This is a genomic window from Streptococcus sp. OH4692_COT-348 (assembly GCF_003859975.1).
GTDB lineage: Bacteria > Bacillota > Bacilli > Lactobacillales > Streptococcaceae > Streptococcus.
In genome coordinates, this window is the sequence record NZ_RQZB01000012.1 from 24,178 (window position 1) to 48,613 (window position 24,436).

The 24,436-nt window shown below is 40.4% G+C and carries 23 protein-coding genes, 1 tRNA gene and 1 pseudogene; 5 read left to right on the forward strand and 20 right to left on the reverse strand.

The annotated features are described in order from the left end of the window. Positions 1-155 precede the first annotated feature (155 nt). From EII37_RS07620 to EII37_RS07635, 4 genes and pseudogenes are all read right to left on the reverse strand, one after another. On the reverse strand, positions 156-986 hold the full coding sequence (locus EII37_RS07620; RefSeq protein ID WP_124788140.1) for an energy-coupling factor transporter transmembrane protein EcfT: 831 nt from the start codon (positions 984-986) through the stop codon (positions 156-158). After that, a complete protein-coding gene (locus tag EII37_RS07625; protein ID WP_124788141.1) occupies positions 971-2,653 on the reverse strand; it encodes an ABC transporter ATP-binding protein in 1,683 nt (560 codons plus the stop codon). The genes EII37_RS07620 and EII37_RS07625 overlap by 16 nt, the downstream gene beginning before the upstream one ends. 168 nt (positions 2,654-2,821) lie before the next feature. Then, positions 2,822-3,367, reverse strand: a complete 546-nt coding sequence (locus EII37_RS07630; protein ID WP_124788142.1) for an ECF-type riboflavin transporter substrate-binding protein — start codon at positions 3,365-3,367, stop codon at positions 2,822-2,824. A gap of 15 nt (positions 3,368-3,382) precedes the next feature. Continuing rightward, positions 3,383-3,793, reverse strand: a pseudogene (locus EII37_RS07635) (SAM hydroxide adenosyltransferase). A gap of 226 nt (positions 3,794-4,019) precedes the next feature. Here EII37_RS07635 and trkA point away from each other — a divergent pair. Together trkA and EII37_RS07645 are read left to right on the forward strand one after the other, a co-directional pair. Next, positions 4,020-5,369, forward strand: coding sequence for a Trk system potassium transporter TrkA (gene trkA, locus EII37_RS07640; protein ID WP_124788143.1), 1,350 nt, complete (start codon positions 4,020-4,022; stop codon positions 5,367-5,369). A 3-nt stretch (positions 5,370-5,372) separates the two neighbouring features. Continuing rightward, on the forward strand, positions 5,373-6,812 hold the full coding sequence (locus EII37_RS07645; protein WP_124788144.1) for a TrkH family potassium uptake protein: 1,440 nt from the start codon (positions 5,373-5,375) through the stop codon (positions 6,810-6,812). Between the two features lie 90 nt (positions 6,813-6,902). Here the strand turns inward: EII37_RS07645 and EII37_RS07650 are convergent, their stop codons facing one another. The 5 genes from EII37_RS07650 to EII37_RS07670 form a co-directional block, all read right to left on the reverse strand. Then, on the reverse strand, positions 6,903-7,829 hold the full coding sequence (locus EII37_RS07650; RefSeq protein WP_124788145.1) for an ATP-binding cassette domain-containing protein: 927 nt from the start codon (positions 7,827-7,829) through the stop codon (positions 6,903-6,905). A 10-nt stretch (positions 7,830-7,839) separates the two neighbouring features. Then, positions 7,840-8,907 (reverse strand): ABC transporter ATP-binding protein, encoded by a 1,068-nt coding sequence (locus EII37_RS07655; RefSeq protein WP_124788146.1) that lies wholly within the window; start codon positions 8,905-8,907, stop codon positions 7,840-7,842. 8 nt (positions 8,908-8,915) lie between these two features. Further along, positions 8,916-9,842: an oligopeptide ABC transporter permease OppC gene (oppC, locus tag EII37_RS07660; protein ID WP_124788147.1), complete on the reverse strand. Its 927-nt coding sequence runs from the start codon at positions 9,840-9,842 to the stop codon at positions 8,916-8,918. Continuing rightward, complete coding sequence (locus EII37_RS07665) at positions 9,842-11,338, reverse strand: ABC transporter permease (RefSeq protein ID WP_124788148.1); 1,497 nt, start codon at positions 11,336-11,338, stop codon at positions 9,842-9,844. The genes oppC and EII37_RS07665 overlap by 1 nt, the downstream gene beginning before the upstream one ends. A 66-nt stretch (positions 11,339-11,404) precedes the next feature. Then, entirely contained in the window at positions 11,405-13,384 is a 1,980-nt protein-coding gene (locus EII37_RS07670) for a peptide ABC transporter substrate-binding protein (RefSeq protein WP_124788149.1), read from the reverse strand. 303 nt (positions 13,385-13,687) lie between these two features. On the opposite strand from EII37_RS07670, the gene EII37_RS07675 reads away from it, so the two are divergent. Continuing rightward, positions 13,688-13,758 (forward strand) — tRNA-Cys (locus EII37_RS07675). Positions 13,759-14,057: 299 nt separating this feature from the next. Here EII37_RS07675 and EII37_RS07685 read toward each other — a convergent pair. The 11 genes from EII37_RS07685 to EII37_RS07740 form a co-directional block, all read right to left on the reverse strand. After that, complete coding sequence (locus EII37_RS07685; RefSeq protein ID WP_124788150.1) at positions 14,058-15,389, reverse strand: hemolysin family protein; 1,332 nt, start codon at positions 15,387-15,389, stop codon at positions 14,058-14,060. 267 nt (positions 15,390-15,656) lie between these two features. After that, entirely contained in the window at positions 15,657-16,481 is an 825-nt protein-coding gene (endA, locus tag EII37_RS07690; RefSeq protein WP_124788151.1) for a DNA-entry nuclease EndA, read from the reverse strand. A gap of 38 nt (positions 16,482-16,519) precedes the next feature. Continuing rightward, positions 16,520-16,708, reverse strand: a complete 189-nt coding sequence (locus EII37_RS07695) for a DNA-directed RNA polymerase subunit beta (RefSeq protein WP_025171934.1) — start codon at positions 16,706-16,708, stop codon at positions 16,520-16,522. Then, positions 16,701-17,984 (reverse strand): UDP-N-acetylglucosamine 1-carboxyvinyltransferase, encoded by a 1,284-nt coding sequence (murA, locus tag EII37_RS07700; protein ID WP_124788152.1) that lies wholly within the window; start codon positions 17,982-17,984, stop codon positions 16,701-16,703. The genes EII37_RS07695 and murA overlap by 8 nt, the downstream gene beginning before the upstream one ends. A 23-nt stretch (positions 17,985-18,007) precedes the next feature. Further along, on the reverse strand, positions 18,008-18,238 hold the full coding sequence (locus EII37_RS07705) for a DUF1146 family protein (protein WP_023943444.1): 231 nt from the start codon (positions 18,236-18,238) through the stop codon (positions 18,008-18,010). Positions 18,239-18,295: 57 nt separating this feature from the next. Further along, complete coding sequence (locus EII37_RS07710; RefSeq protein WP_124788153.1) at positions 18,296-19,333, reverse strand: SepM family pheromone-processing serine protease; 1,038 nt, start codon at positions 19,331-19,333, stop codon at positions 18,296-18,298. Next, positions 19,317-19,805 carry a pantetheine-phosphate adenylyltransferase gene (gene coaD, locus EII37_RS07715; RefSeq protein ID WP_124788154.1) on the reverse strand — a complete coding sequence of 163 codons (489 nt, stop codon included), beginning with the start codon at positions 19,803-19,805 and terminating at the stop codon, positions 19,317-19,319. The genes EII37_RS07710 and coaD overlap by 17 nt, the downstream gene beginning before the upstream one ends. Continuing rightward, on the reverse strand, positions 19,795-20,334 hold the full coding sequence (rsmD, locus tag EII37_RS07720; protein WP_124788155.1) for a 16S rRNA (guanine(966)-N(2))-methyltransferase RsmD: 540 nt from the start codon (positions 20,332-20,334) through the stop codon (positions 19,795-19,797). The genes coaD and rsmD overlap by 11 nt, the downstream gene beginning before the upstream one ends. A gap of 64 nt (positions 20,335-20,398) precedes the next feature. After that, positions 20,399-21,391, reverse strand: a complete 993-nt coding sequence (gene asnA, locus EII37_RS07725) for an aspartate--ammonia ligase (protein ID WP_045612763.1) — start codon at positions 21,389-21,391, stop codon at positions 20,399-20,401. A gap of 111 nt (positions 21,392-21,502) precedes the next feature. Continuing rightward, positions 21,503-22,186, reverse strand: coding sequence for a Bax inhibitor-1/YccA family protein (locus EII37_RS07735; protein ID WP_124788156.1), 684 nt, complete (start codon positions 22,184-22,186; stop codon positions 21,503-21,505). Between the two features lie 54 nt (positions 22,187-22,240). After that, a complete protein-coding gene (locus EII37_RS07740) occupies positions 22,241-22,981 on the reverse strand; it encodes an RNA methyltransferase (protein ID WP_124788157.1) in 741 nt (246 codons plus the stop codon). A 33-nt stretch (positions 22,982-23,014) separates the two neighbouring features. Between EII37_RS07740 and EII37_RS07745 the strand changes: the two genes are divergently transcribed. Together EII37_RS07745 and yidC are read left to right on the forward strand one after the other, a co-directional pair. Next, entirely contained in the window at positions 23,015-23,293 is a 279-nt protein-coding gene (locus EII37_RS07745) for an acylphosphatase (protein ID WP_124788158.1), read from the forward strand. Between the two features lie 77 nt (positions 23,294-23,370). Next, a complete protein-coding gene (yidC, locus tag EII37_RS07750; protein WP_124788159.1) occupies positions 23,371-24,297 on the forward strand; it encodes a membrane protein insertase YidC in 927 nt (308 codons plus the stop codon). The last annotated feature ends 139 nt before the right edge of the window (positions 24,298-24,436 follow it).

Consider the following 24,436-nt stretch of genomic DNA (forward strand, 5'->3'; position numbering starts at 1 on the left):
TGTAGTGTAAATTCTACTATAAAGTAGACAAACTAATTCATATTTTGTCAAAAAGTTTCAAGCATACAATTATTAACTTTATTTCTCATACAATCTATCAATAAAAAGTTATAGAATAATTTCTCTTTACTTATCTAATGAAAACTTTGACAATACTATTTCCAAGGGTTGTAAAATCGTCCGTGATTCTGCAAGATAAGTAGTAAACTAGCTACTAAAAACAAGGTTGCCAAGAACAAGGTAAGATAGTCTCCTTTTTTCAAGGCCTGATAACTATACCAAGTGCGTTTTTTCTCTTTCCCAAAACGACGAAGCTCCATGGCGGTCGCGATGGTATCAATGCGTTCTAGCGAGCTAAAAATCAAGGGAGTAATAATGCGCAAATTACCTTTGATTCGTTGCATGAGAGAAGCTTTCTTAGATAATTCCATCCCACGCGCTTCCTGAGACATCTTGATGGTAAAGAATTCTTCCTGCAAATCTGGAATATAGCGCAAAGTCAGGCTGACTGAATAGGCAATCTTGTAAGGCACACCAATTTGATTTAAACTGGAAGCAAACTGACTAGGATGGGTTGTCATCAAAAAGATAATAGCCAGAGGAATAGTGCAAAGGTACTTAATAGCCAGATTTAGCAGATAAAAGAGCTCTTGACTGGTCAGAGTGTAGGCACCGATTCCCTGCCAAATCACACTTCTCTCTCCGTAAAGTCCAACCCCATACTCGGGAGAAAAGAGATAGACCATCAAAACGTTTAAAACGGCAAATACCGTCGCAAAAACGGCTACAAAAGAAACATCTTTAAAGCGGATTTCTGACAAATAGAGGAGAAAAACCGAAAAGATAGCAATCAGAACAAGCAGTCTGGTATCATAGCTAATCATGGCAGCCAGTGACACAAGAATGAAAAATAGGAGTTTCCCAGCTCCTGACAAGCGATGAATCACAGTATCTCTATGCTGGTAACCGATTAATTTAGCTTGCATCCTTCTCTCCTTTCTTTGTAAAATGCCGTTAAAGCAAGTGGATCCACGTCTAGTTTTTTAGCCAAGTTGAAGATTGAAGTTTCTTTTAGATTGGCTTTTACTAACAGCTCGGGATTACTCAATAGACTGGCTGGATCAGTATCAGCAATCAACTCCCCATCCACCATGACAAGGGCCCGATCTGAATAATCCAGCATCAATTGCATATCATGAGTAATCATGACAATGGTATGACCTTTTTGATGCAGTTCTTCTAGAAATTCCATAATCTCAGTATAGTTCTTCTGGTCTTGACCCGCAGTCGGTTCATCTAAGAGGATAATTTCAGCCCCCAAGACCAAAATTGAAGCAATAGTAACACGTTTTTTCTGACCAAATGACAGGGCAGAAATGGGCCAATTACGGAATTCATAGAGACCACAGATTCTCAAAGTTTCATAGACTCTCGTTTCAATTTCCTGCTCGTCCACACCTCGCAAACGAAGTCCCAGAGCAACCTCATCAAAAATCATATTGGTTGAAATCATTTGGTTGGGATTTTGCAGCACATAGCCTACTCGTTCCGCCCGCTCTGCAACAGAATCTCCTTTGATATCCTGTCCTTCCCAAAGATAGCGACCTTCCGTCTGAATAAAGCTACTTAAGGCCTTGGCTAGGGTTGATTTCCCTGCTCCATTTTTTCCGACAATGGCAATCTTTTCGCCCTTTTTAATATCCAGATGAATGGATTTCAAAATCGGTCTATCATCATAAGAAAAAGACACATCATCTAGTCTAAAAAGTGACTGCAAATCTGGTGTCTCTTTTACCAATTCAGTCTGTAACTGAACCTGACCTTTTGAGATAGACATGTTATCCAGATTCGCTAATTGTTCTTCCTTGACTAAATCCACACCCAATTGACGGAGAGTGGTTAGATAAAGGGGTTCTCGGATTCCATTTTGGGTCAATAAATCAGTCTCCAGTAGCTGATCAGGGCTCCCATTAAAGAGGATACGACCATCGTTTATCAAGACAATCCGATCCACAGGGCGATGCAGAACATCCTCTAAACGGTGCTCGATAATAAGAGTCGTCGTCCCCTCCTCCTTATGAATTTGGTCAATCAATTCGATAATATCCTGACCTGACTTGGGATCCAGATTGGCGAGTGGCTCATCAAACAAAAGAATCGGACTCTCATCAATCAAGACACCAGCCAAACTGACCCGCTGCTTTTGTCCACCTGACAAATCCTGAGGACGCTGAGACAGTAAAGAAAGAAGGTCCAACTTTTCAGCCCATTTATGAACACGACCTTTCATCTCTTCTAGACTTGTCACATCATTTTCCAGAGCAAAAGCCAAATCCTCTGCAACGGATAAACCGATAAACTGCCCATCTGTATCCTGCAAAACTGTGCTAACCAGATGAGATTTGTCATAGATGCTCATATCAAAGGCTGCTTGCCCCTTGATCAAAAATTCTCCAGACGTCTGACCCTTGTAAATATTAGGAATAATACCATTCAAACATTGACCCAAGGTAGACTTACCTGACCCAGATGGACCAACAATTAAGACTTTCTCTCCCTTGTAAATGGTCAAGTCAACTCCTTGCAAGGTCGGTTCTTGTTGCGTTTCATACTGGAAAGAGAAATCCTTCCACTCAATTATAGCTTCTTTCATCTTACTCTCTTCATTCGCTTCTTAGACTTCTATTTTATCATAAATCTACCCCTTCTTGCAGTCTCTTCTCTTAAAATCTTAGCGCCAAAAAGATTCCTACCCTAGCTTACTTGCCTAACTAATCTATAAACATCGAAAAAGACTGGTTGTCCAGCCTTTTCTCTTATATTAATCCTTTTTCAAACTTCCTGAACGAGTCTGTGTACGTGAATAAGCTATCAAAAGAAGGGTACCTGCGATAGCTACAGTTACAGCGTTAGCAATACCTGCAACAATCCCTTGGGCAAATACTTTTTCAGCTGCTTCTTGATAAATCACAACATCTCCAAGGGGTGCCAAGACACCCCAAACAAGAGCATTTGCAACAATCTGAATAAGGTTAAAGAAGACAATATCCTTCAACTCAAAAACACCCTGTGTTACTCGAATGTATTTTCTAAAGAGTCCGACGGCTAGACCAAAGAGACCACTAGCAATAATCCAAGTCCACCAAAGACCGTAGCCTGCAATAGAATCCTTAACAGCATGCCCAATTAAACCGACAAGCAGTCCTACTAGAGGGCCAAAAATGATAGACAAGAGACTCTGTACCGCATACTGAAGCTGGATGCTTGTATTTGGAACAGGTGTCGGAATGCTAATCATCCCGATAACAACAAAGAGCGCAGCTCCAACACCGATAGCAACAACTTGTTTAATTGATTGATTTTTCATCTATATTCTCCTATTTTATAATTCTATTTTCTTTATTTCAATGGTCCAAGATGAACCAACACCCAAATTATAGGCCTTAGCAAAAGAAGCTTGGTTGATAGCCAGACCTAAACGATAGAGGGAATTGATGTAAAGGATGGGTTGCCCAATCCTCGCATCTGCAAATGATTTGTCATAAACAACCTGATTTTGATAGACCAGCATATCTGCATGATAGATAGTCACCTCAAAACGGTCACCGAATACTGGTTCCAGCTTGTAAAATTCTTCTCGCGTAATAGAGGTCCAAAACGAACATCCAGAATATCAATAACTCCCCTCAAAAATATTATAAGGCGTGATATCGTGCGTCAAATGATGAATTTTTAAGGTTGGAGACTCTTCTAAAGCCACTCCAATCATATCCGATACCGCACCATCAAGCAGACCAAAGTCTGATTATAATACCAGTAAATTATTATTCATTTATCTCCTTGTATATCCTTTATCATACCATATTTCAGAGAAAGATGCTACTAGCTATTTCAGTTGATTAGGGTATAGTTTTACCTTATAGCAAATTTCCTACTAAAAGCTCTTGTTATGAGCTAGTAGGTGCATTTTTTCTTGAAAAAAGGTATGATAGTTACATCATGAAAAAGTAGGTTTTGTTATGAAAATTATCCTTGTCGGAGGGGGAAAAGTTGGTTTTGCTCTCTGTCGCTCCCTGGTTGCAGAAAAGCATGATGTTTTGCTGATTGAGCAAGACGAAGCTGTTCTCAATCATATTGTTAATCGCTTTGATATCATGGGTATCCTTGGTAACGGGGCCGATTTCACCATCCTTGAGCAAGCCAGTGTTCAGGATTGTGATATCTTTATCGCCTTGACTGAATACGATGAAGTGAACATGATTGCAGCCGTTCTAGCCAAAAAAATGGGGGCTAAAGAAACCATCGTTCGGGTGCGAAATCCTGAATACTCTAACTCTTATTTCAAAGAAAAGAATATTCTCGGCTTTTCTCTTATCGTAAATCCTGAGCTCTTGGCTGCCCGCGCTATCGCGAATATCATTGACTTCCCCAACGCCCTATCTGTCGAACGCTTTGCTGGTGGACGCGTTAGCCTCATGGAATTTATTGTCAAATCCACTAGCGGTCTTTGCCAAATGCCCATTTCTGATTTTCGGAAAAAATTCGGCAATGTCATTGTCTGTGCGATAGAAAGAGATCATCAAATTATCATCCCAAGTGGTGACATGACCATACAGGATAAAGATAGAATCTTTGTCACTGGTAACCGTGTTGATATGATGCTCTTCCATAATTATTTCAAATCTCGTGCTGTGAAGAGCCTTCTCATCGTTGGAGCAGGTAGAATTGCCTATTATCTACTAGGTATCCTCAAAGACAGTCGTATTGATACCAAAGTCATCGAGATTAATCCTGAAAGAGCACGTTTCTTTAGTGAGAAATTCCCTAATCTCTATATTGTCCAAGGAGATGGTACCGCAAAAGATATCCTGCTGGAAGAAAGTGCCCAAAACTATGATGCAGTAGCAACCCTAACAGGAGTTGACGAAGAGAATATTATTACTTCTATGTTCCTGGATAGTGTCGGGGTGCAAAAAAATATTAGCAAGGTTAACAGAACTAGTCTCCTTGAAATTATTCATGCGCCTGATTTCTCAAGCATTATCACTCCGAAAATCATCGCTGTAGATACAATCATGCACTTTATTCGTGGCCGTGTTAATGCCCAGTATTCAGACCTTCAAGCCATGCACCATCTAGCAAATGGCCAAATCGAAACCCTACAATTCCATATCAAGGAAGCCAATAAAATGACTGCCAAACCTCTTTCTCAACTGAAATTGAAAAAAGGGGTTCTTATAGCAGCCATCATTCGAAAGGGCAAGACTATTTTCCCTACTGGGGAGGATACGCTTGAAGTCGGAGACAAGCTCCTAGTAACAACCTTGTTGCCAAACATCACCAAGATTTATGACTTAATCGCGAGGTAAGAGATGAATAAAAGTATGATTCGTTACCTCCTTTCAAAGTTACTTTTGATTGAAGCTGTTCTCCTCTTGGTTCCTGTTGCGATTGCCGTCTACTACCATGAATCGAGCCAAGTTTTTACATCCCTCTTTACAACGATTGGGATTCTCGTATTACTAGGTGGCTCAGGAATTTTACAAAAGCCAAAAAATCAACGGATTTATGCCAAGGAGGGAATCTTGATTGTGGCCCTCTGTTGGATCCTTTGGTCTTTCTTTGGCGGTCTCCCCTTTGTTTTTGCTGGTCAAATTCCCAGCGTTATCGATGCCTTTTTTGAAATCAGTTCGGGCTTTACAACTACTGGAGCAACTATTCTGAACGACGTTTCGGTTCTCAGTCGTTCCCTCCTCTTCTGGCGAAGTTTTACCCACTTGATTGGAGGGATGGGAGTGCTTGTTTTTGCACTTGCTATTATGGATAATGCCAAGAATAGCCACCTAGAAGTGATGAAGGCTGAGGTTCCTGGCCCTGTTTTTGGCAAGGTTGTATCCAAACTAAAAAACACTGCCCAGATTCTCTATCTCCTTTATCTAGCTCTCTTCTCCCTCTTTGTCATCATCTATTATCTAGCCGGAATGCCCCTATTTGATAGTTTTGTCATTGCCATGGGAACAGCAGGTACAGGAGGTTTTACAGTCTATAACGACGGAATTGCCCACTATGGTAGCTCACTGATTACCTATCTAGTCAGTGTCGGAGTTTTGGTTTTTGGGGTAAATTTCAATCTCTACTACTACCTCATGCTCCGCCGCGTCAAAGCCTTCTTTGGTGACGAGGAACTTCGTGCTTACTTGCTCATCGTGCTAGTTTCTACAGGCTTGATTAGCCTTAATACCCTCTATCTCTACCCAGGATTTTCCAAGAGCTTTGAAATGGCCTTCTTCCAAGTTTCCAATATCATTACAACGACTGGTTTTGGTTACGGAGATATTACCAACTGGCCCCTCTTCTCCCAGTTTATCCTTCTCTTCCTCATGGCAATCGGTGGTTCTGCTGGTTCAACCGCAGGTGGACTCAAGGTTATTCGAGGCCTCATCCTTTCAAAAATTGCTAAAAATCAGATTTTGTCAATTCTATCACCCCACCGTGTTTTGACCCTCCATGTTAACAAAACGGTGATTGACAAAGATACCCAACATAAGATTCTCAAGTACTTTGTCATCTATGCTATGATTTTGCTAGCGCTTATCTTTATTGTCAGTCTAGATAGCAATGATTTTCTGGTTGTGACTAGCGCTGTCTTTAGCTGTTTCAATAATATAGGACCTATTCTAGGAACCACTTCTAGTTTCTCAATCTTTAGTCCTATCTCAAAACTTCTCCTCTCCTTTGCAATGATTGCAGGGCGCTTGGAGATATACCCAATCCTACTTCTCTTTATGAAGAGGACTTGGTCTAAACGTTAATTACAACATTACTCCCCTTTTACAAAATCGTAAAAGGGGATTTTTTAAACTAAAAATGAGAAGACCAAATAGTCCTCTCGTAGTATTATCTTATCTAAGATTTGCTGTATAACGAGCTACTTCCGCTTGATTAGCCCAAACATAATGACCTGGACGAATTTCTACCATAGATGGCTTATCTGTCTCATAATCATGTTGATCTGGATCATATACTTTCAAGACCTTCTTGCGTTCCAAGATTGGGTCTGGAATTGGTACAGCTGAAAGCAAGGCCTGAGTATATGGGTGAATTGGATTATTAAACAATTCTTCTGTTTCTGCAACCTCTACAATAACACCCTTATAAATAACTGCGATACGATCTGAAATAAAGCGAACAACCGACAAATCATGAGCAATGAAAAGATAAGTCAAACCTAACTCTTTTTGGAATTTCTTAAGCAAGTTCAAAACTTGGGCACGCACAGAAACGTCCAAGGCTGAAATTGGCTCATCTGCAATAACGAAATCAGGCTCCATAACAAGGGCACGGGCAATCCCGATACGCTGACGTTGACCACCAGAAAACTCGTGTGGGTAACGGGTCAAGTGTTCTTTTAAAAGCCCAACTTCATGAATCATCTTTTGAACTTTTTCTTGTCTATCTTCTTCATCTTTAAACAAATGGTAGTTATAAAGACCTTCCGAGATAATGTAATCAACTGTCGCACGCTCATTCAAGCTGGCTGCAGGGTCTTGGAAAATCATCTGAATACGACGAATCAGCTCTGATGATTCCTTGTGTGATTTTTTCCCATTAATCTTCTGACCATCAAAGATAATTTCACCTTTGCTTGTATTGTTCAAACCAATAATAGCACGACCAATGGTTGTTTTTCCACTACCGGATTCACCTACAAGAGAGAATGTCTCTCCCTTGTTGATAAAGAAGTTTGCATTTTTAACTGCAACAAACTTCTTACTTCCTTCACCGAAGGAAATTTCTAAATCTTTAATTTCTACTAATTTTTCAGACATTTCCTTCCTCCTAGTCTTCTAGATGAGCAAAGCCCATTTTATCACGAATCTTGTCATGCAAATCTGCTATAACTCCTGGTTTTTCAACTTTAGGAGCATTTTCATGAAGCAACCAAGTCTTAGCCCAGTGAGTATCACTAACAGAAAACTTAGGTGCTTTTTGTTCAAAGTCAATTTGCATAGCATAGTCTGAACGAAGGGCAAAAGCATCACCTTTCAACTCAGTATAAAGAGATGGCGGTGTTCCTGGGATAGAGTATAATTCACCTTTATCATCAGCAAGCTGAGGTAAGCTAGATAAGAGACTCCAAGTATATGGATGGCGTGGGTCATAGAAGACTTCCTCAACAGTTCCATATTCTACAATTTCCCCAGCGTACATAACCGCTACTTTATCTGCAATACTTGCTACCACACCAAGGTCATGTGTGATAAAGATAATGGTAAAGTGGTACTCATTTTGCAAGGTTTTAAGCAAATCAATAATTTGTGCTTGAATAGTTACGTCAAGGGCCGTTGTAGGTTCATCACAGATTAAGATATCTGGACGACAAGCAAGAGCTATCGCAATAACAATACGTTGACGCATCCCACCAGAATATTGGAAAGGATATTCTTCAAAACGTTTCTCAGCTTCTGGAATTCCGACTTTTTTCATATAGTCGATTGCCATTTCTTTAGCTTCCTTGGCTGTTTTTCCTTGGTGTTTAACGATAACTTCTGTAATTTGGCTACCGATTGTGTTGATTGGATCCAAACTTGTCATAGGATCTTGGAAGATGGTCGCAATTTTAGCACCACGAATCTTCTCCCACTCCTTGTTAGAAGCCAGAGCAGTCAAGTCTTGTCCACGATAGTCGATACTTCCTTGAGCAATACGCCCATTATCTTCTAACATTCCTGTAAAAGTTTTTGTTAATACAGATTTACCGGAACCAGACTCACCTACCAAGGCAAGAACTTCCCCTTCAATCAAATCCAGAGACACTCCTCGGATAGCCGTTAACACTTTGTCACGAACGTCAAATTCCACGACAATATCGCGAGCAGTCAATATTACATTATTTTCTTTTGTCATATTTACTCCTATCTATGTGTACGTGGATCACTAGCATCCGCTAAGTTTTGACCAACAACAAAGAGAGATAAGGATACCAAAATCAATGTTGTTAATGGAATCCAGAATAGGTAAGCGTTGGTCGTAACGTTTTGTGAATAGTCTGAAATCAAACGTCCCAAACTTGGAACTGTCACAGGTAGTCCTAAGCCAAAGAAGGAAAGGAAGGCTTCATAAGAGATAAAACTTGGCAACATCAATGTCATCGTAGATACAATAACAGATACCAATTGTGGCATAATATTTTTGACGATGATTTTAAAGGTAGGTGTTCCAAGAGTTTGAGAAGCGAGGTTGTATTCCAAATCACGGTAACGCATGATTTGGATACGAATCATATAAGCAATCCCAATCCAAGTTGTCACACTCATAGCAAAAATCAAATTCCAGAAACCAGCACCAATTGAGTACGTCAAGACAATAACAATCAAGAGAGATGGAATGTTTGAAATAATGTTATAAACTTCCATCATGATACGGTCAACGGATTTTGAAATTCCCCAAATTCCACCAACAATAACACCAATTATAAGGTTAATAAAAGTAGCAATTACAGAGATGAGGATAGAGTTACGCGCACCAAACCAAACCCCATCAAACAAAGATTTACCATTACTATCTGTACCAAACCAATGTTCAGCGTTAGGCTTGATAAAGCGAGCACTGAAGTCATTTACCTTACTTACATCGTTGAAATCAAAATCTGAGAACATTGGGTAAATAAAGCTCATTAAAATAATAGCGACCAAAATACCTAGCATAGCAACTGTCGATTTTTTCTTCAAAAACTGTCTGAAGACAGATCCCCAGTATGAATAAGCTGGTGCATCAATCGTTTCAGAGGCAAAATCGTCACGTTTTACAAACTGAAATTTTTCTTTATCGATTGTTGACATTATTTGCCTCCTTTCTCTGTCAATTTAATACGTGGGTCAAGCATTGTCATCCAGATATCCCCTACAAAGAGTGAGAAGATAGAAATACATGTGAAGATGAAGACAAGACCAACTACCATCGAGTTATTTGACGCCTTAACAGAGTCAATCAACATTTTACCCATACCTGGGAAGGCGAAGACTGTTTCAGTAAGAGTTGCACCACCGATAACCCCGATAACGGCACCAGGAATACCTGAAACCAAAGGAACCATTGCGTTTTTAAAGATATGTTTGTTTGAAATTTCTTTTTCAGACAAACCTTTGGCACGAGCAAAACGAACGAAGTCTTGAGATTGCAAATCGATCATGTAACGACGAATCCAGATAGCTGTACTTGGTGCTCCTAGCAATCCTAGAATAACTGCTGGCAAAACATAAGAACGCCAATCTCCAGCACCCAAGATAGGGAACGAATCTGGAAGACCAATAGATGATCCAATCAAACGAACGATATAAACCAAGGCAATCGTTGGAAGAGCAAGCAAGAAGGTCAATGCACCTGTCGAGAAGCTATCAATCCAAGTATTCTTGTGGCGAGCCATAGCAGACCCAAGAGGGATTGCAATAGCATACGAAATAATCAAACCAATTAATCCAGCAACAGCAGAGCTTGCAATCATTGATGGATACTGATAGTTGCTTTCTGTAGCTGTATACGGATCATTTTTACCATAGTTGGCTACCTCACGAGCGTCTGCCTGACTAGGTGATTTATAAGTACGGGAGTAAATATCTACAGATGAAGTCTTCTTACCAGTAGGGAATTGAACTTGTCCAGTCTTTGTTTGTCCTTGACCTTGTGTAATGACTTGAAGTACGGGAGTGTTTGCATAAGTTGGGTAAGAATCACCTAAATTAACATTCACAAAGTTTTGGTGTACAAATGGGAATTGGTTGTTAAAATACAACAGATACTTATGTTTCGTACCTGAACCAACCAACGACCAGCCGATAGCAGGATCATTTTCAAAGCGAAGATAGCGTTCTAAGTTTGGATTTTCAGGGTCTTGAATCTTGTTTGTATGATCAATATCAAGCAAGTTAGCATAGAATTTGAAAACACGTTCAAAAATCGGAATTTCACGCGTAGCATAGAACTGACCACTCTCTGAAAATACACCTAGTGTCCAGCCATTACCTAATTGATTAATGTATTTCTCATAAATAGCTTTATTGCTATCATTAGCATCAACTGTTACCGATGAGTCTAATTTACTAGCTTTTTCTTGCAGCTCCTTGGTATCGTAATACTCGATATAGCCCATACGCTCATAAACAGTATTTTCATAGTTATCTCGTTTATCTGGAGTAGTTGCAATCTTATTATAGTTGGTATCCTGTTTAAAAATCAATTTACGAGGTACCATCGTATAGATAATCGTGTAGGTTAAAGTTGTCACCAAGAAAATAGACAACAATGAACGCAAGACACGCATAAAAATATATTTCTTCATATCGTTTCCTTTTTAAATCCCAAAAGAACCTTCTCCTCATGGAGAGAAAGTTCTCTTGAGAGTTATTTATTTAACGTGTTTAGTCAATTCTTTTTGAACTTTTTCGTTTGATTCTTTTTTCTCTTTGAGCCATTTCTCACGAGCTTGTTCATAATCAGCCTTTGTTACAACCTTATCTTGTAACTGAACATATTTGAAGTAGACATCTGAAGCTTTATCTCCAGATTGGCTATAAGAAGCTGAGAATGGTACAACACGAGAAATAAATGGTGCAGCACCACTAGAAGACATAGCTGGTAAGAAGAGTGAGCTGTCTGTCAACCAAGCTTGAGCAGCAGCATATTTTTCATAACGCTTGTTAAGATCACTTGTTTCTTTTCCAGCTTCATCAAGCAATTTATCGTAATCTTTCATACCAACTTTTGCTGCAGCTGCATTTGATGGGTCATCATAGCCCATATAAGTTTTCGTTTGCTCACTATTAGTTGATTTAAGGATGTCAAGATAAGTTGATGGATCTTCATAGTCAGGATTCCATCCAACAGCACCTGAAAGATCCCAATCCTCAGCCGCCGCATTAGCAGCATAATAAGTCACATTAAAGAATTCATCTTTAGAAATTTGTTGAATATCGACGACAACATTTGCTTCGCCTAAAACTTTTTCAACTGATTGTTTGAACGACTGAATACGTGCAATATAGTTTTTAGACGTTTGGTCTACTGGAACATCCAAATGGATAGGGAATTTCACACCTTCTGCTTCCAGAGCAGTTTTAGCTTTAGCAAATTCTGCTTTAGCTTTGTCAGCATTAAAGAGACCGTCTTGACCATCAGCAAAGTTTACATTTTTCCACTCGTCTCCATAAGTCGTAACTTTTTCAGCAACCAAGTCACCGAAAGTTTTTTCACCTGCAGAAACAAAGTCCGGTTTCACAAATAGGTTACGAACTGCTAGAGGAGCACCTTCTTTACCGTTAACTTGAGCAGAATAAGCTGTACGATCAAAGGCAAAGTTCAAGGCTTGGCGGAAGTCTTTGTTAAGAAGAGCTTTCTTAGTAGATGTTTTCTCATCATCTGTTGTTTTAGAGGTATATTTGTAATTTTGACGATCGATATTTACACCTAAACCTCCGACACCAGCTCCTGATGGAGTGTAGAAAATATTATCCTTGTATGACTCCTCTACTTTTGAGAAGTTTGAACTTGTTGGGTAAAGACGAGCAAAACTATAAGCTCCACTTGTAAAATTACGTTCAAGTGATTCTTGGTCTGAACCATCAAAGTATGCAAGTGTGACTGTATCTAAATGAACATTCTCTTTATCCCAGTACTGCTCATTCTTAGCAAATTCGATAGAAGATTTAGCAGTCAAACCTTTAAGCAAGAAAGGTCCGTTATAAAGTAAGGATGTAGGATCTGTTGCTTTAGCAAAATCAGAACCTTTTGATTTTTCAAATTCTTCGTTTAACGGCCAGAAAATTGAGTAAGCCATCTTAGAATTCCAGTATGGTTCTGGTTGATTCAAAGTATACTCAAGAGTATAATCATCAACCGCTTTAATACCTACTGTAGAGAAATCTTTTGAATTACCTGTCAAATAGTCAGATAGACCCTTAACAGAAGTTTCAGCTAGGTAAAGCGCTTCTGATTTTTTATCTGCCGCATGTTTCAATCCATTCACGAAATCTTTAGCAGTCACTTCAGCATATTCTTCGCCATCAGATGTCATCCATTTTACACCTTTACGAATTTTGTAGGTATAAGTCAATCCATCTTTTGATACAGACCAGTCTTCTGCAACCGCAGGAGTCAAGTTCCCATATTTGTCATTTGTAAAGAGGCCATCGATTCCGTTTGAAGTAGCCACTTTCGTACTCTGTTTTCCAGAGATAAGATAGTCCAATGTTTCTGGATCAGCTGAATAAACATAGCCGTAGGCTTTTGGAGCTGTCGAATCAGATGATTTCGAATTTCCACAAGCAACTAACACACCTGTTGCTAATAAAGCAATTCCTGCTGCAACAAATACTCTACTTTTTTTCATGTTTGTAACTCCTATTGAAAAATTTTAGCATATTGGAAATTATAACATATATCTTCTAAAAAGTAAACGAATTTTCAGAATATTTAGGCGTATTTCTACCAAAAAAATTTTATTTGTCAAGTTTTTTCACTTTTTCATCTCATTTCATGAAAAAGTTACTCTAAATAGCTACCTAAAAACCTTTAAATTCATACTTTCCTTACATTTTTATTTATAGACATAAAACTCATTTTTGTAAACTATTTTTTTGATTAAGAAACTATTGACGTAGAGAAATTTTCAAGGTATAATAGTAAGAGTTATGGCGGTATAGCCAAGTGGTAAGGCACGGCTCTGCAAAAGCTTGATCGTCGGTTCAAATCCGTCTACCGCCTTCTATAACTTGATTTATCAGGTTCCATTTAAACAAAAAGCCCAGTTTAAAGGGCTTTTTTCTTTTTCTTCTAATGGATACATATAACTTACAAAAATTTTTGGAGCAAATTTGGGACAGACTTCTTTTTAGGAGACAATCTTTTGATACTCAATGAAAATCAAAGAGCAAACTAGGAAACTAGCCGCAGGCTGTACTTGCGTACGGCAAGGCGACGTTGACGCGGTTTGAATTTGATTTTCGAAGAGTATGAAATCAACTGAAAAAGCTTCGTCACGCCCGGTGACAAAAGCCTCTAGTTTACTCTGTTTCTTCTTCTATTTCGACTTCTGTAATTTGGACTTTTACCTTGGTAACACGTCCATTTTTTACCTTATCATTGGTTAGGATAAGCTGTTTGTTTTGACTGACCAATTCATAGCTGAGTTTCTCAGTCGTTGGAATGGTCCCCACTCCTGTCAAATAATAACCAGCGATAGTATCAACGTCATCACTTGCCAGTTCAACATCAAAGTAGTCATTGAAATCATTGAGATTCATGGTGCCTTGAACGATATAAGTATCTTCTCCAATTTTATGAACTTCGATTTCAGCCTTATCTGTTTCGTCATCGATTTCCCCAACGATTTCCTCTAAGAGGTCTTCAAGTGTCACCAAACCAGCCATCCCACCGTATTCATCTAGCAAGATTGCCATTTGTCTTTGGGTATTGCGCAATTCTTTTAGCAAGTCATCCACAAAAATAGTTTCAGGAACAAAAAGTGGATCTTGCAAGATTTTCTTCCAAACAATATTGTCAAAACCGTCCACAAAGCCCGCCTTAAGGAGACTCTTGGTGTGAATGATCCCAATCACGTTATCCTTGTCTCCATCATAGACAGGGATACGGGAGAAGTTTTGTTTTAAAATGCTTTGGATGATGGTTTGACTATCATTCTGAATATCCACCATAAAGGCATCCGTTCGAGGAACCATGACTTCTCTGGCCATCAATTCGTCCAGTGAAAAAATCCCTTGTAACATTTCAATTTCGTCAGCATCTAATGTTTCTTCACTATTTGTCAGCATGTACTCAATTTCATCACGGGTCATTTTTTCATCAGCATCGTCAAAGGTCATAGGAGTCAAGCGACTCAAGAGATTGGTAGATGCAGATAAGAGCCAAACAAAGGGACTAACTAGTTTCCCCAGCCCAATGATAACTGGCGCTGTACGAATCGCCAAGGCATCCTTTAGATTAAGAGCGATTCTCTTAGGGTACAATTCCCCAAAAACGATGGAAATATAAGTCAAAAATGCTAAAGATAGAAAACTTGCAACGGCATAAGCTGTTTCGCCATTTCCAAGCCAAGATGCAATTTCTCGTCCCAGAGTGTCTGCCAAACTCGCCCCAGATAAGATCGTAATCAGGGTAATCCCTACTTGAATGGTTGATAAAAAGTGGTTAGGATTTTCTAGTACCTTCAGCAGACGAATATAGCGTCTATCTCCTTCTTCTGCCTTTTGTTCAACCCGCGCACGATTAAGAGAAACCATGGCCATTTCTGTGGCTGAGAAAAAAGCATTTAACACCGTCAAGATAAACAATAAAACAAATTGTAGCAACAAATTCTGACTACTTGGGTCTTCCATAGTTCTTCTCCTAAAATAGTATCTTATCCTTTATTATATCACAAAATATAGTCCAGTACATATTATTTTTTCTCATACTCTTCGAAAATCTCTTCAAACCATGTCAGCTTTATCTGCAACCTCAAAGCTGTGCTTTGAGCAACCTGCGGCTAGCTTCCTAGTTTGCACTTTGATTTTAATTGAGTATCAGTGTCTATTGTATCCCTGCTTAAACTAGTAAGAAAGAACTCCTACATCTTCAAGTGACATAGGAGTTTATTTTGTATTTTACTGAGTAACAGTCACTTCTCCAGTTCGGTAATCCAGTTGAAGCCCTTTTTGAACATTGGGAACTAGGACATTAAATTCCAATTCTCCGTCTGAAGACTTGGCTTCAATCTGTGAAGCTGAAGGAACTAAATCCTCGTTTGAAGCGTAGTAAAGGGTTACACGGTAACGGACACGCTTGTTTTTATCCAAGGCCTTACGTACCATGCTTTCATAGTAGTTTTGACCAGTCGAATCCTCGGCTTGCGCCTGATTTGCCCAGGCTGTTTGAACAGCAATGTTTTTAGGATTGCTTGTTGAGGCATCAAAACCATCCAAGCCACCGATTAAGGCATAGCCTAACAAGTGACCTCTATCGACCGCATGCGTATAAGATCCCTTTAGATTCTTGACCTGATGCCAGCCTGGAGGAGTCCATGAAGTCGAACCGTTTCCAGTTTCTTCCCGATTCTTGTACTGGCGAGTAGCCTTAGACAAGAGGGCATTAGCTACAGTTGGCACAGTTTCCTTGCCCACTGTCTTTGTTTTATTATCAGCGTAGGGCTTACTTGAAACCTTGGCATCTAGATTTGTTTTATTACCATTGACGATAAAAGCACCTGATCCGTTCCACTCAAGACTCCCTTTTATTTGGCTTTTGACTGCGTCTGTTAAGACACTTTCTGCCAATTCTTGACTAGGAGCTTCAGAAGCTTGTTTTTTCTGACTAACCTTAGTTTTGGGACTATTAGGTGTCGACTGCATCTGCTTGATATAATAACTTCCCGCAGATAAGAGTAATAACACTAGCAGTCCGATCAGCGTCTGTCTTATTTTTTTATCCATTTTTCTCCTTATCTCTAGAAAAAGACTGGTTCTCCAGCCTAATTTCCTGTAAATTTATGAATTAATTCCTGCCATTTTGCCGGAGACAGGATAGCCCATGGATCTTGACCCTTGCCCAAAATTCCATAACCTACCATTAAGCCGATTCCTAGGGCTAGAGCACCTAAAAACAGTACCAAAATGACTAAAAGTAAACGCTTGATTACATAGCTTGATTTCTTACTCATCTTCATCGCTTGCCTCAATCCGCTGAATCTTAGCACCTAGCTGCGCCAACTTCTCATGGAATCGGTAATAACCTCTATCCAAGTGAACCAATTTACCGACCACGGTTTCTCCCTGTGCTACCAAACCTGTCAAAATCAAGGCTGCACTGGCACGAAGGTCAGTAGAAAGAACTTCTGCTCCCTGCAAAGGTTGACCACCAACAATACGAGCCGTATCACGGATAATCTCAGAATGCAATCCCATACGTCTCATTTCTTCTAGGTGTTGGAAACGATTTTCAAAAACTGTCTCCACCATGGTTGATTCCCCTTTTGCGACGGTCATCAAGGCTGTAAATTGAGCCTGCATATCCGTTGGAAATCCTGGGTGGGGCAAGGTTTTTACATGCACTGCTTTTAGCTTTTCTAGTTGAGAGCGAACTCGAATTCCTTCAGTCTCCTCTGTCACTTCCACTCCCGTTTCAAGCAATTTGGCAATCAAGGGACGGTTGTGCTCCCAGACAGCGTCTTTAATCAAGACATCACCACCAGTCATGGCAGCAGCTACCATAAAGGTTCCTGCTTCGATACGGTCTTGGACTACATTGTGAGTTGTACCATGAAGTTTCTCAACACCGGTAATGGTAATAGTCTCTGTCCCAGCACCTTTGACTTTGGCTCCCATTTCATTGAGGAGAATGGCTAGGTCAACAATCTCAGGCTCACGCGCAGCATTTTCAATCACTGTGACCCCATCAGCCAGCGTCGCTGCCATCATCAAGTTCTGCGTAGCACCAACACTTGGGAAGTCCATGTAGATATGAGCGCCATGCAAGCGATCAGCCTTGGCTTCAATGTAACCAGCTGTCTGACTAATCTTAGCCCCCATAGCTTCTAGACCTTTCAAATGAAGATCAATAGGGCGGCTACCAATCGTACAACCTCCTGGCATGGATACCTTGGCATGACCTACACGGGCAAGAATTGGTCCCAAGACAACGATGGATGCGCGCATCTTGCTGACATACTTGTAAGGGGCTTCTTCAGTGATATCGCCAGTTGCGTCCACCTCAACAAGATGAGCCTCCTCATCAAAATCTACCTTGGCATTCAAACCACGAACCACCTGATTCATAGTGAAAACATCTGACAAGATAGGAACATTCTGCAAGACGGTCTTTCCTTCACTGGCTAGAATAGTCGCCGCCAACAAGGGCAAGACTGCATTCTTTGCTCCTTCGATCGTAACACTTCCTACCAGACGATTATCGCCACCTTGAACCACAATTTTTTCCATACTTATTTCCTTTACTCTTGATTTTATAATAATCCTCTAAGCGCTTCTTGCCACAACTGATATAGGCTGATAAAGAAAGAACTCATGATGTAGCCCATTACAATACTGAAAAGGGCTACTAATAAACGAACTTTTCCTGTATTCTCAGCTGTCACTTTTAAAACCTTTTCCCATCTAACAAGATTCTTTAAAAGGTAAAAACTCACATAAATAAAGAGCATGTGACTGCTTAGAGTGAATAATAATTGAACCATTTGACTATTATACCATCTTCTATGTTTGTGCGCTAGTTTGGAAACTTCACTCAAAAACTAGGGATTGTTTTTCAAGTAATCAATTGCATCTTGTAGAGTTTTAACTGGCACAATTTTCATATCTGTCTTGATTGTTTTAGCTGCTTCTAAGGCTGTCTGGTAGTTGTTTTTGGCATCTGGATGCGCTTTTTGTTCTTCTTCACTAACAGGGTTATCAGGGGCAAAGAAAATCGCGGCACCTTCTCTAGCCGAAGCTACAACTTTCTTATCAATACCTCCAATGTCCCCCACATTACCATCACGGTCAATGGTACCTGTACCAGCAACAATACGGCCATTACGAAGGCCAGGGTCAGCTATTTGGGTATAGATGGCCAGACTAAACATGAGACCTGCACTTGGACCGCCAATACCAGCTGTTGAAAAGCGAATTGGGACATCACTGGTCACTTCCGTACGGTCAATCAAACCGATTCCAATCCCATTTTTGCCATTTTCCAAGGTGATAATCTTTCCTTCTGCAGACTTGGTTTGCCCATCCTCTTCATAGGTCACCTTGACAGAGTCCCCTAATTTTTGAGAATTGACGTAATCAATCAAGTCTTTGGAACTGTCGAAGGTCTGATCATTGACTGCTGTGACCGTATCAGAGATGTTAAGAATCCCTTTAAAGGTCGAATTATCCGTCACCGTCAAAACATAAACCCCAAGGTATTTAAGTTCAATATCCTTACCAGCTGTCTTTAGTCCTTGATATTTGGCCATATTTTGCGATGTCTGCATGTAGAATTGATTGATCCGCATAAATTCAATATCGGAAGAGCCACCTGTAGTCTCTTGGGCACTACGAATATCTGTAAAAGGCGTCAACCACGCATAAATCATATGGGCTAAAGTGGCATGTTGGACACCAACCGTAACGAAGTGATAGGCTCCAGCTTCCTTATCTTCTGTATCATTGACCTTGAGGACTTGGCGAATATCTTCCGAACCACCTGGAACTTCTATATAGTAGGGCAAGGGCACTACAAATGCCAAGAAAGTCACAATTAAGGTCGCAATGACATATAAGGGCCATCTAATCTTTTTTTTCATTTCTTATTTCCTCCAAAATACTCTCGGGAACATAGCAAGTAATATTCTGACCAAACTTCAAAAGTTCTCTAACTCCTGATGAACTGATATAAAGATGTTCAAGTCGGCTATGTAAATAAATGGTCTCTATATCAGGAGACAGCTGATGGTTGTAGTAATCAAAACTGGCTTCATATTGCAAATCCGAAGCATTTCTCAAGCCTCGCACTAGGCAAGTAGCCCCCAGTCTTTTTGCAACATCAACCACCAATTCATCATGAGAAGACACGACTTCAACATTTCCCAAATGTTTCACAGCCTCTTCTAGCCCCCGTTTACGATTTTCGATAGGAAGAAATCCTTGTTTATGGGGGTTAAAAAAAATACCGACATAGAGCTTATCAAAAAGTTTGCTAGCTCGCTCAATGATATCCAGATGCCCATTTGTCATCGGATCAAATGAGCCTGTGAATAAGCCAATCTTATCTGACATAGACTGTCACCTTACTAATTCCATAAATCTTTTCCTTCCATATGCCCAGACAGGCAATTTCTTCTGGAAGTTCAACAGCTTTATCCGTCTCACACACGACCATGACATCTTCAGAAAAAAGCTCTCTCTCAGCCATTTTTTCAATATCTGCTACGATTTGTTCCTTGGCATAAGGAGGGTCTAAGAAAATGAGGTCAAATTCCCCAGATACCTGTTCCAATGCCCTTTCTGCATCCATCTTGAGGAGTTGAAATTTTCCAACTTCCTTAGTCATCTGAATATTTTCAACCACGATAGCCTGAGCCTTACGGTCTCGCTCCACCAAAACAGCGCTGGACATGCCACGCGATACTGCCTCGATAGATAAACCACCACTACCTGCATACAGGTCCAAGACTCGTCCCCCTTCAAAGTAGGGACCAATCATATTAAAAATGGCTCCCCTAACCTTATCCGAAGTAGGTCTTGTTGTCTTGCCTTCTAGTGTCTTGAGGGGACGTCCCCCATAGATTCCTGATACGATTTTCATACCGTTTATTATACCAAATTATGGGCGAAAAGAGAAAGAAAACCGAACCTTGCGGTTCGATTCTCTATAAAATATTTTCGTAAGTATCGCGGACTTCTTGAGGCCAAACACTTGTTTGCACTTCTCCGATATGTTTCTTACGAAGTAGGAACATGGCCATACGAGATTGTCCAATTCCTCCACCGATTGTCAATGGGAATAGGCCATTCAACAAAGCCTTGTGCCATTCCAATTCTAAGCGGTCTTCATCACCTGTGATGGCAACCTGACGGCGAAGAGTTTCTTCATCAACACGAATCCCCATAGAAGACAACTCAAAGGCTCCACCTAAAGACTCATTCCAGACAAGAATATCACCATTTAGACCCTTGTAGCCATTTTCAGACTCACTTGTCCAGTCATCATAGTCTGGTGCACGTCCATCGTGCGGTTTACCGTCTGGTAATTCACCACCGATACCAATCAAGAAAACCGCACCAAATTCTTTACAGATAGCATTTTCACGTTCTTTCGGTGTCAAGTCTGGGTAGCGTTCTACCAACTCTTCTGTATGGATGAAAGTGATTTGTTTTGGCAAGATGGATTCGATATCATAGCGAGCTTCAACAGCTAGCTCAGTCAAGCGAATGGCCTTGTAAATCTTCTCAACTGTTTCTTTTAGGTAGGCAATGTTGCGTTGTCCATTTGGAATGACTTTTTCCCAGTCCCACTGGTCAACATAAACAGAGTGGGTCGCATCCAGCGAATCTTCGTCTGGACGAAGGGCCTTCATGTGGACAAAAAGGCCTTCTCCCTCACCGAAACCAAAACGAGCCAAGGTATGGCGTTTCCATTTGGCAAGGGAATGTACCACTTCATAAGTAGCATCAGGGATTTGGAGAACCTTGACCGATACGGCATTCTCCACACCTGATAAGTTGTCCTGCATCCCGTCACCGACCCTACTCAAGATAGGACCTTGAACTTCGACGACTTCTAGCTTGTCTTTCAAATACTGAGTAAAAGTGTTTTTGACAAAGGAAATCTCTTCTTGTTGATGAATAAAACTTTTCTTCATAAACTACTCCTCAAAAAATTAATTAAAAGCATTATACACCTATTTCCAAGAAAAGAAAAGAGCAAATATAAAAAAATCAGTGCTCCTTCGAACACTGATGTCAGGGACCTTCTAGTCATTGCGACCGAAGATACGTAGAATACTTAGGAAGAGATTGATAAAATCAAGATAGATACTAAGAGCCATTGACACAACCCAGCCTGTCGCTACACGACCTTGTGATTGCTCATAGGCATAGCGAATTTTTTGGTTATCTGAAGCAATCAGCCCAGAGAAGACCAAGACCATGGCTACGCTAATCATATAATCAAAGAAACCGCTAGCCAAGAAAATATTAACTACCATGGCAATCAGCAAACCGATAAGCGCCGCCATCATAGCCCGACCCAGGCCACTCAAGTCTTTCTTAGTAAACATACCAACTGCCGCCATGACAAAGAAGAGAAGGGCGCTCGACACAAAGGCGGATAAAACTGTGCCCGGAGTATAGAAGGCCACCACAAAACTAAGGGTAAAGCCGTTTAATACTGAGTAAAGTAAAAATACTGGAAGAGCTGCTGGACTATTCTTTAAGGCCATGCTACTGGCAACGAAAACCAAGGCCAACTCCGCAAAAGTAGCAATGGTCAACCAGAGGCGTCCCTGCATCAAAAAGTAAACCAACTGAGATTGAAAGACCGTCAACATAAGACCTGATACTAAAGCGGATAATCCGATCCCCAGACCAACAAAGGCATAAACCTTAGCGTAAAATTGATTGAGACTTGCGCGATCGTGAATAATAGTGTGATTCATCTTTTCTCCTTTTCTATGAACATCTTTCCTTGATTATAACAAAGAAAGTTAAAATTAGCTTAAATGGAAAATTAAAATACCTGCTGCAATGGCAACATTCAAACTCTCCGCCTGTCCCTTCATACTAATGTGAACCAACTGGTCTGCACTTTCAGCCATGAGGGGACTAATTCCTTGACCCTCATTTCCCATGACTAGTACAAAATTTTCTATAGGAGGCAGTTCTCTGTAATCAACAGAATCTTTAGATAGAGTTGTTGCCAGCACTGGGATACCTGCCTCTTTGGTTTCCTTAAGAAGCGCTTGACTAGACATCCGGTAAATAGGCAGATGAAAATGACTGCCTTGCATGGAACGTAGAGTCTTGAGACTGTAGATATCTGCCGACTTTTCTGAAACAATCACTCCAGTAAAACCTGCTGCATCCGCAGTCCGAATGATCGTTCCCACATTACCAGGATCTTGCACATCTTCCAAAAACAAGAACTTGCCCTGACTAAAGTCAGTTTGTTCTACTTCTTCTTTTTGAACCACCGCAACAATTCCCTGTGGAGTCTGAGAATCCGCCAAATCTAGCAAAATATCCTCTGACACCCAGACAGTTTGCGGAAAAGCAGCTAACTGATCTAGGTAATTTTCTAGGGCAAAGATTTTCTCAATCGTCACTCCAGCTTGAACAGCTTCTTCAAACAAGTGCCAGCCTTCAATCAAATAAGCAGACTTGCGGTACTTTTTTTGGTGTAATTTCTTGGCATTTTTTACCACAGAATTGGCTTTTGAGGTTATAATAGTCATAGAAATATTATAACACAATCAAAGGGGTTTGGTATGCAAAAGGTTAGAATGATTGCCCAAGGTAGGGTGCAGGGAGTCGGCTTTCGTTGGGGTGTTTACAGCCTGGCACTTGAAATTGGTGGCATCACAGGTCGGGTATGGAATAACGACGATGGCACAGTGGAAATCTTAGCCCAAGCAAACTCATCTGCTATCATGGCGAAATTTATCCAAGAAATCCGCAAAGGACCCACACCTTTTTCAAAAGTCAGCTACTTAGATGTCAAACTGAGTAACTTTCCTCCCTATCCTGACTTTAAAATCGCAAATTAGGTCTCTAGAACTATTGTATATTTTGTAAAAAAACAGTAGAATAGAAAGGTATAATTTTTAAAGAAGGAATAAAAACAGTGAAATCTATTAAACGTTTTGCACTCTCGGCTATGGGAATGGCTATGTTGCTTGTCTTGACTGGCTGTGTTAGCGTCGATAAAGCAACAGGACAACCAACAGGAGTCATTTGGAATACTATCGGAGCGCCTATGGCTGAAGCTATCAAGTACTTCGCTACTGATAAAGGTCTAGGCTTCGGTGTCGCTATCATCATCGTAACCATTATCGTGCGCTTGATTATCTTGCCACTTGGTATCTACCAATCATGGAAGGCAACGCTTCACTCTGAAAAGATGAACGCCCTCAAGCACGTCCTTGAGCCACATCAAACTCGTCTCAAGGAAGCGACTACTCAAGAAGAAAAACTCGAAGCCCAACAAGCTCTCTTTGCTGCTCAAAAAGAACACGGCATCAGCATGTTTGGTGGTGTAGGATGTTTCCCTATCCTCCTTCAAATGCCTTTCTTCTCTGCAATTTACTTTGCTGCCCAACATACTGAAGGGGTTGCTCAAGCAAGCTACCTAGGCATTCCTCTAGGTTCTCCAAGTATGATTTTGGTTGCCTGCGCAGGTGTCCTTTACTATCTTCAATCGCTCCTTTCACTTCACGGAGTAGAAGATGAAACGCAAAGAGATCAAATCAAGAAAATGGCTTACGTGAGCCCAATCACGATTGTCGTCTTCTCCCTCATTTCACCAGCCAGTGTCACTCTTTACTGGGTTGTCGGTGGTTTCATGATGATTCTCCAACAGTTTATCGTCAACTATATCGTTCGTCCAAAACTTCGCAAAAAAGTCCGTGAAGAACTGGCAAAGAACCCACCAAAAGCAAGTTCTTTCTCTACACCAAGTGGACGAAAAGACGTTACCCCTGAACAACCAACTGCTATCACAAGCAAGAAAAAACACAAAAATCGCAACGCTGGAAAACAACGTTCGAGATAAAGCTACGTAAATTATCCAATAATTAAAAAACGAATGAATGATAAATAGTTTTCATCAACTAGATATCATCATTCGTTTTTATTATCTACTGTTACATCTTATACTAGTCGAAAACGTTAAATAGTTTAAAAGCTCACAT

Coding starts and splice junctions, on each gene's coding strand:
- EII37_RS07620 (WP_124788140.1), bottom strand. CDS start 986: ATGCAAGCTAAATTAATCGGTTACCAGCATAGAGATACTGTGATTCAT.
- EII37_RS07625 (WP_124788141.1), bottom strand. CDS start 2,653: ATGAAAGAAGCTATAATTGAGTGGAAGGATTTCTCTTTCCAGTATGAA.
- EII37_RS07630 (WP_124788142.1), bottom strand. CDS start 3,367: ATGAAAAATCAATCAATTAAACAAGTTGTTGCTATCGGTGTTGGAGCT.
- trkA (WP_124788143.1), top strand. CDS start 4,020: ATGAAAATTATCCTTGTCGGAGGGGGAAAAGTTGGTTTTGCTCTCTGT.
- EII37_RS07645 (WP_124788144.1), top strand. CDS start 5,373: ATGAATAAAAGTATGATTCGTTACCTCCTTTCAAAGTTACTTTTGATT.
- EII37_RS07650 (WP_124788145.1), bottom strand. CDS start 7,829: ATGTCTGAAAAATTAGTAGAAATTAAAGATTTAGAAATTTCCTTCGGT.
- EII37_RS07655 (WP_124788146.1), bottom strand. CDS start 8,907: ATGACAAAAGAAAATAATGTAATATTGACTGCTCGCGATATTGTCGTG.
- oppC (WP_124788147.1), bottom strand. CDS start 9,842: ATGTCAACAATCGATAAAGAAAAATTTCAGTTTGTAAAACGTGACGAT.
- EII37_RS07665 (WP_124788148.1), bottom strand. CDS start 11,338: ATGAAGAAATATATTTTTATGCGTGTCTTGCGTTCATTGTTGTCTATT.
- EII37_RS07670 (WP_124788149.1), bottom strand. CDS start 13,384: ATGAAAAAAAGTAGAGTATTTGTTGCAGCAGGAATTGCTTTATTAGCA.
- EII37_RS07685 (WP_124788150.1), bottom strand. CDS start 15,389: ATGGAAGACCCAAGTAGTCAGAATTTGTTGCTACAATTTGTTTTATTG.
- endA (WP_124788151.1), bottom strand. CDS start 16,481: ATGGATAAAAAAATAAGACAGACGCTGATCGGACTGCTAGTGTTATTA.
- EII37_RS07695 (WP_025171934.1), bottom strand. CDS start 16,708: ATGAGTAAGAAATCAAGCTATGTAATCAAGCGTTTACTTTTAGTCATT.
- murA (WP_124788152.1), bottom strand. CDS start 17,984: ATGGAAAAAATTGTGGTTCAAGGTGGCGATAATCGTCTGGTAGGAAGT.
- EII37_RS07705 (WP_023943444.1), bottom strand. CDS start 18,238: ATGGTTCAATTATTATTCACTCTAAGCAGTCACATGCTCTTTATTTAT.
- EII37_RS07710 (WP_124788153.1), bottom strand. CDS start 19,333: ATGAAAAAAAAGATTAGATGGCCCTTATATGTCATTGCGACCTTAATT.
- coaD (WP_124788154.1), bottom strand. CDS start 19,805: ATGTCAGATAAGATTGGCTTATTCACAGGCTCATTTGATCCGATGACA.
- rsmD (WP_124788155.1), bottom strand. CDS start 20,334: ATGAAAATCGTATCAGGAATCTATGGGGGACGTCCCCTCAAGACACTA.
- asnA (WP_045612763.1), bottom strand. CDS start 21,391: ATGAAGAAAAGTTTTATTCATCAACAAGAAGAGATTTCCTTTGTCAAA.
- EII37_RS07735 (WP_124788156.1), bottom strand. CDS start 22,186: ATGAATCACACTATTATTCACGATCGCGCAAGTCTCAATCAATTTTAC.
- EII37_RS07740 (WP_124788157.1), bottom strand. CDS start 22,981: ATGACTATTATAACCTCAAAAGCCAATTCTGTGGTAAAAAATGCCAAG.
- EII37_RS07745 (WP_124788158.1), top strand. CDS start 23,015: ATGCAAAAGGTTAGAATGATTGCCCAAGGTAGGGTGCAGGGAGTCGGC.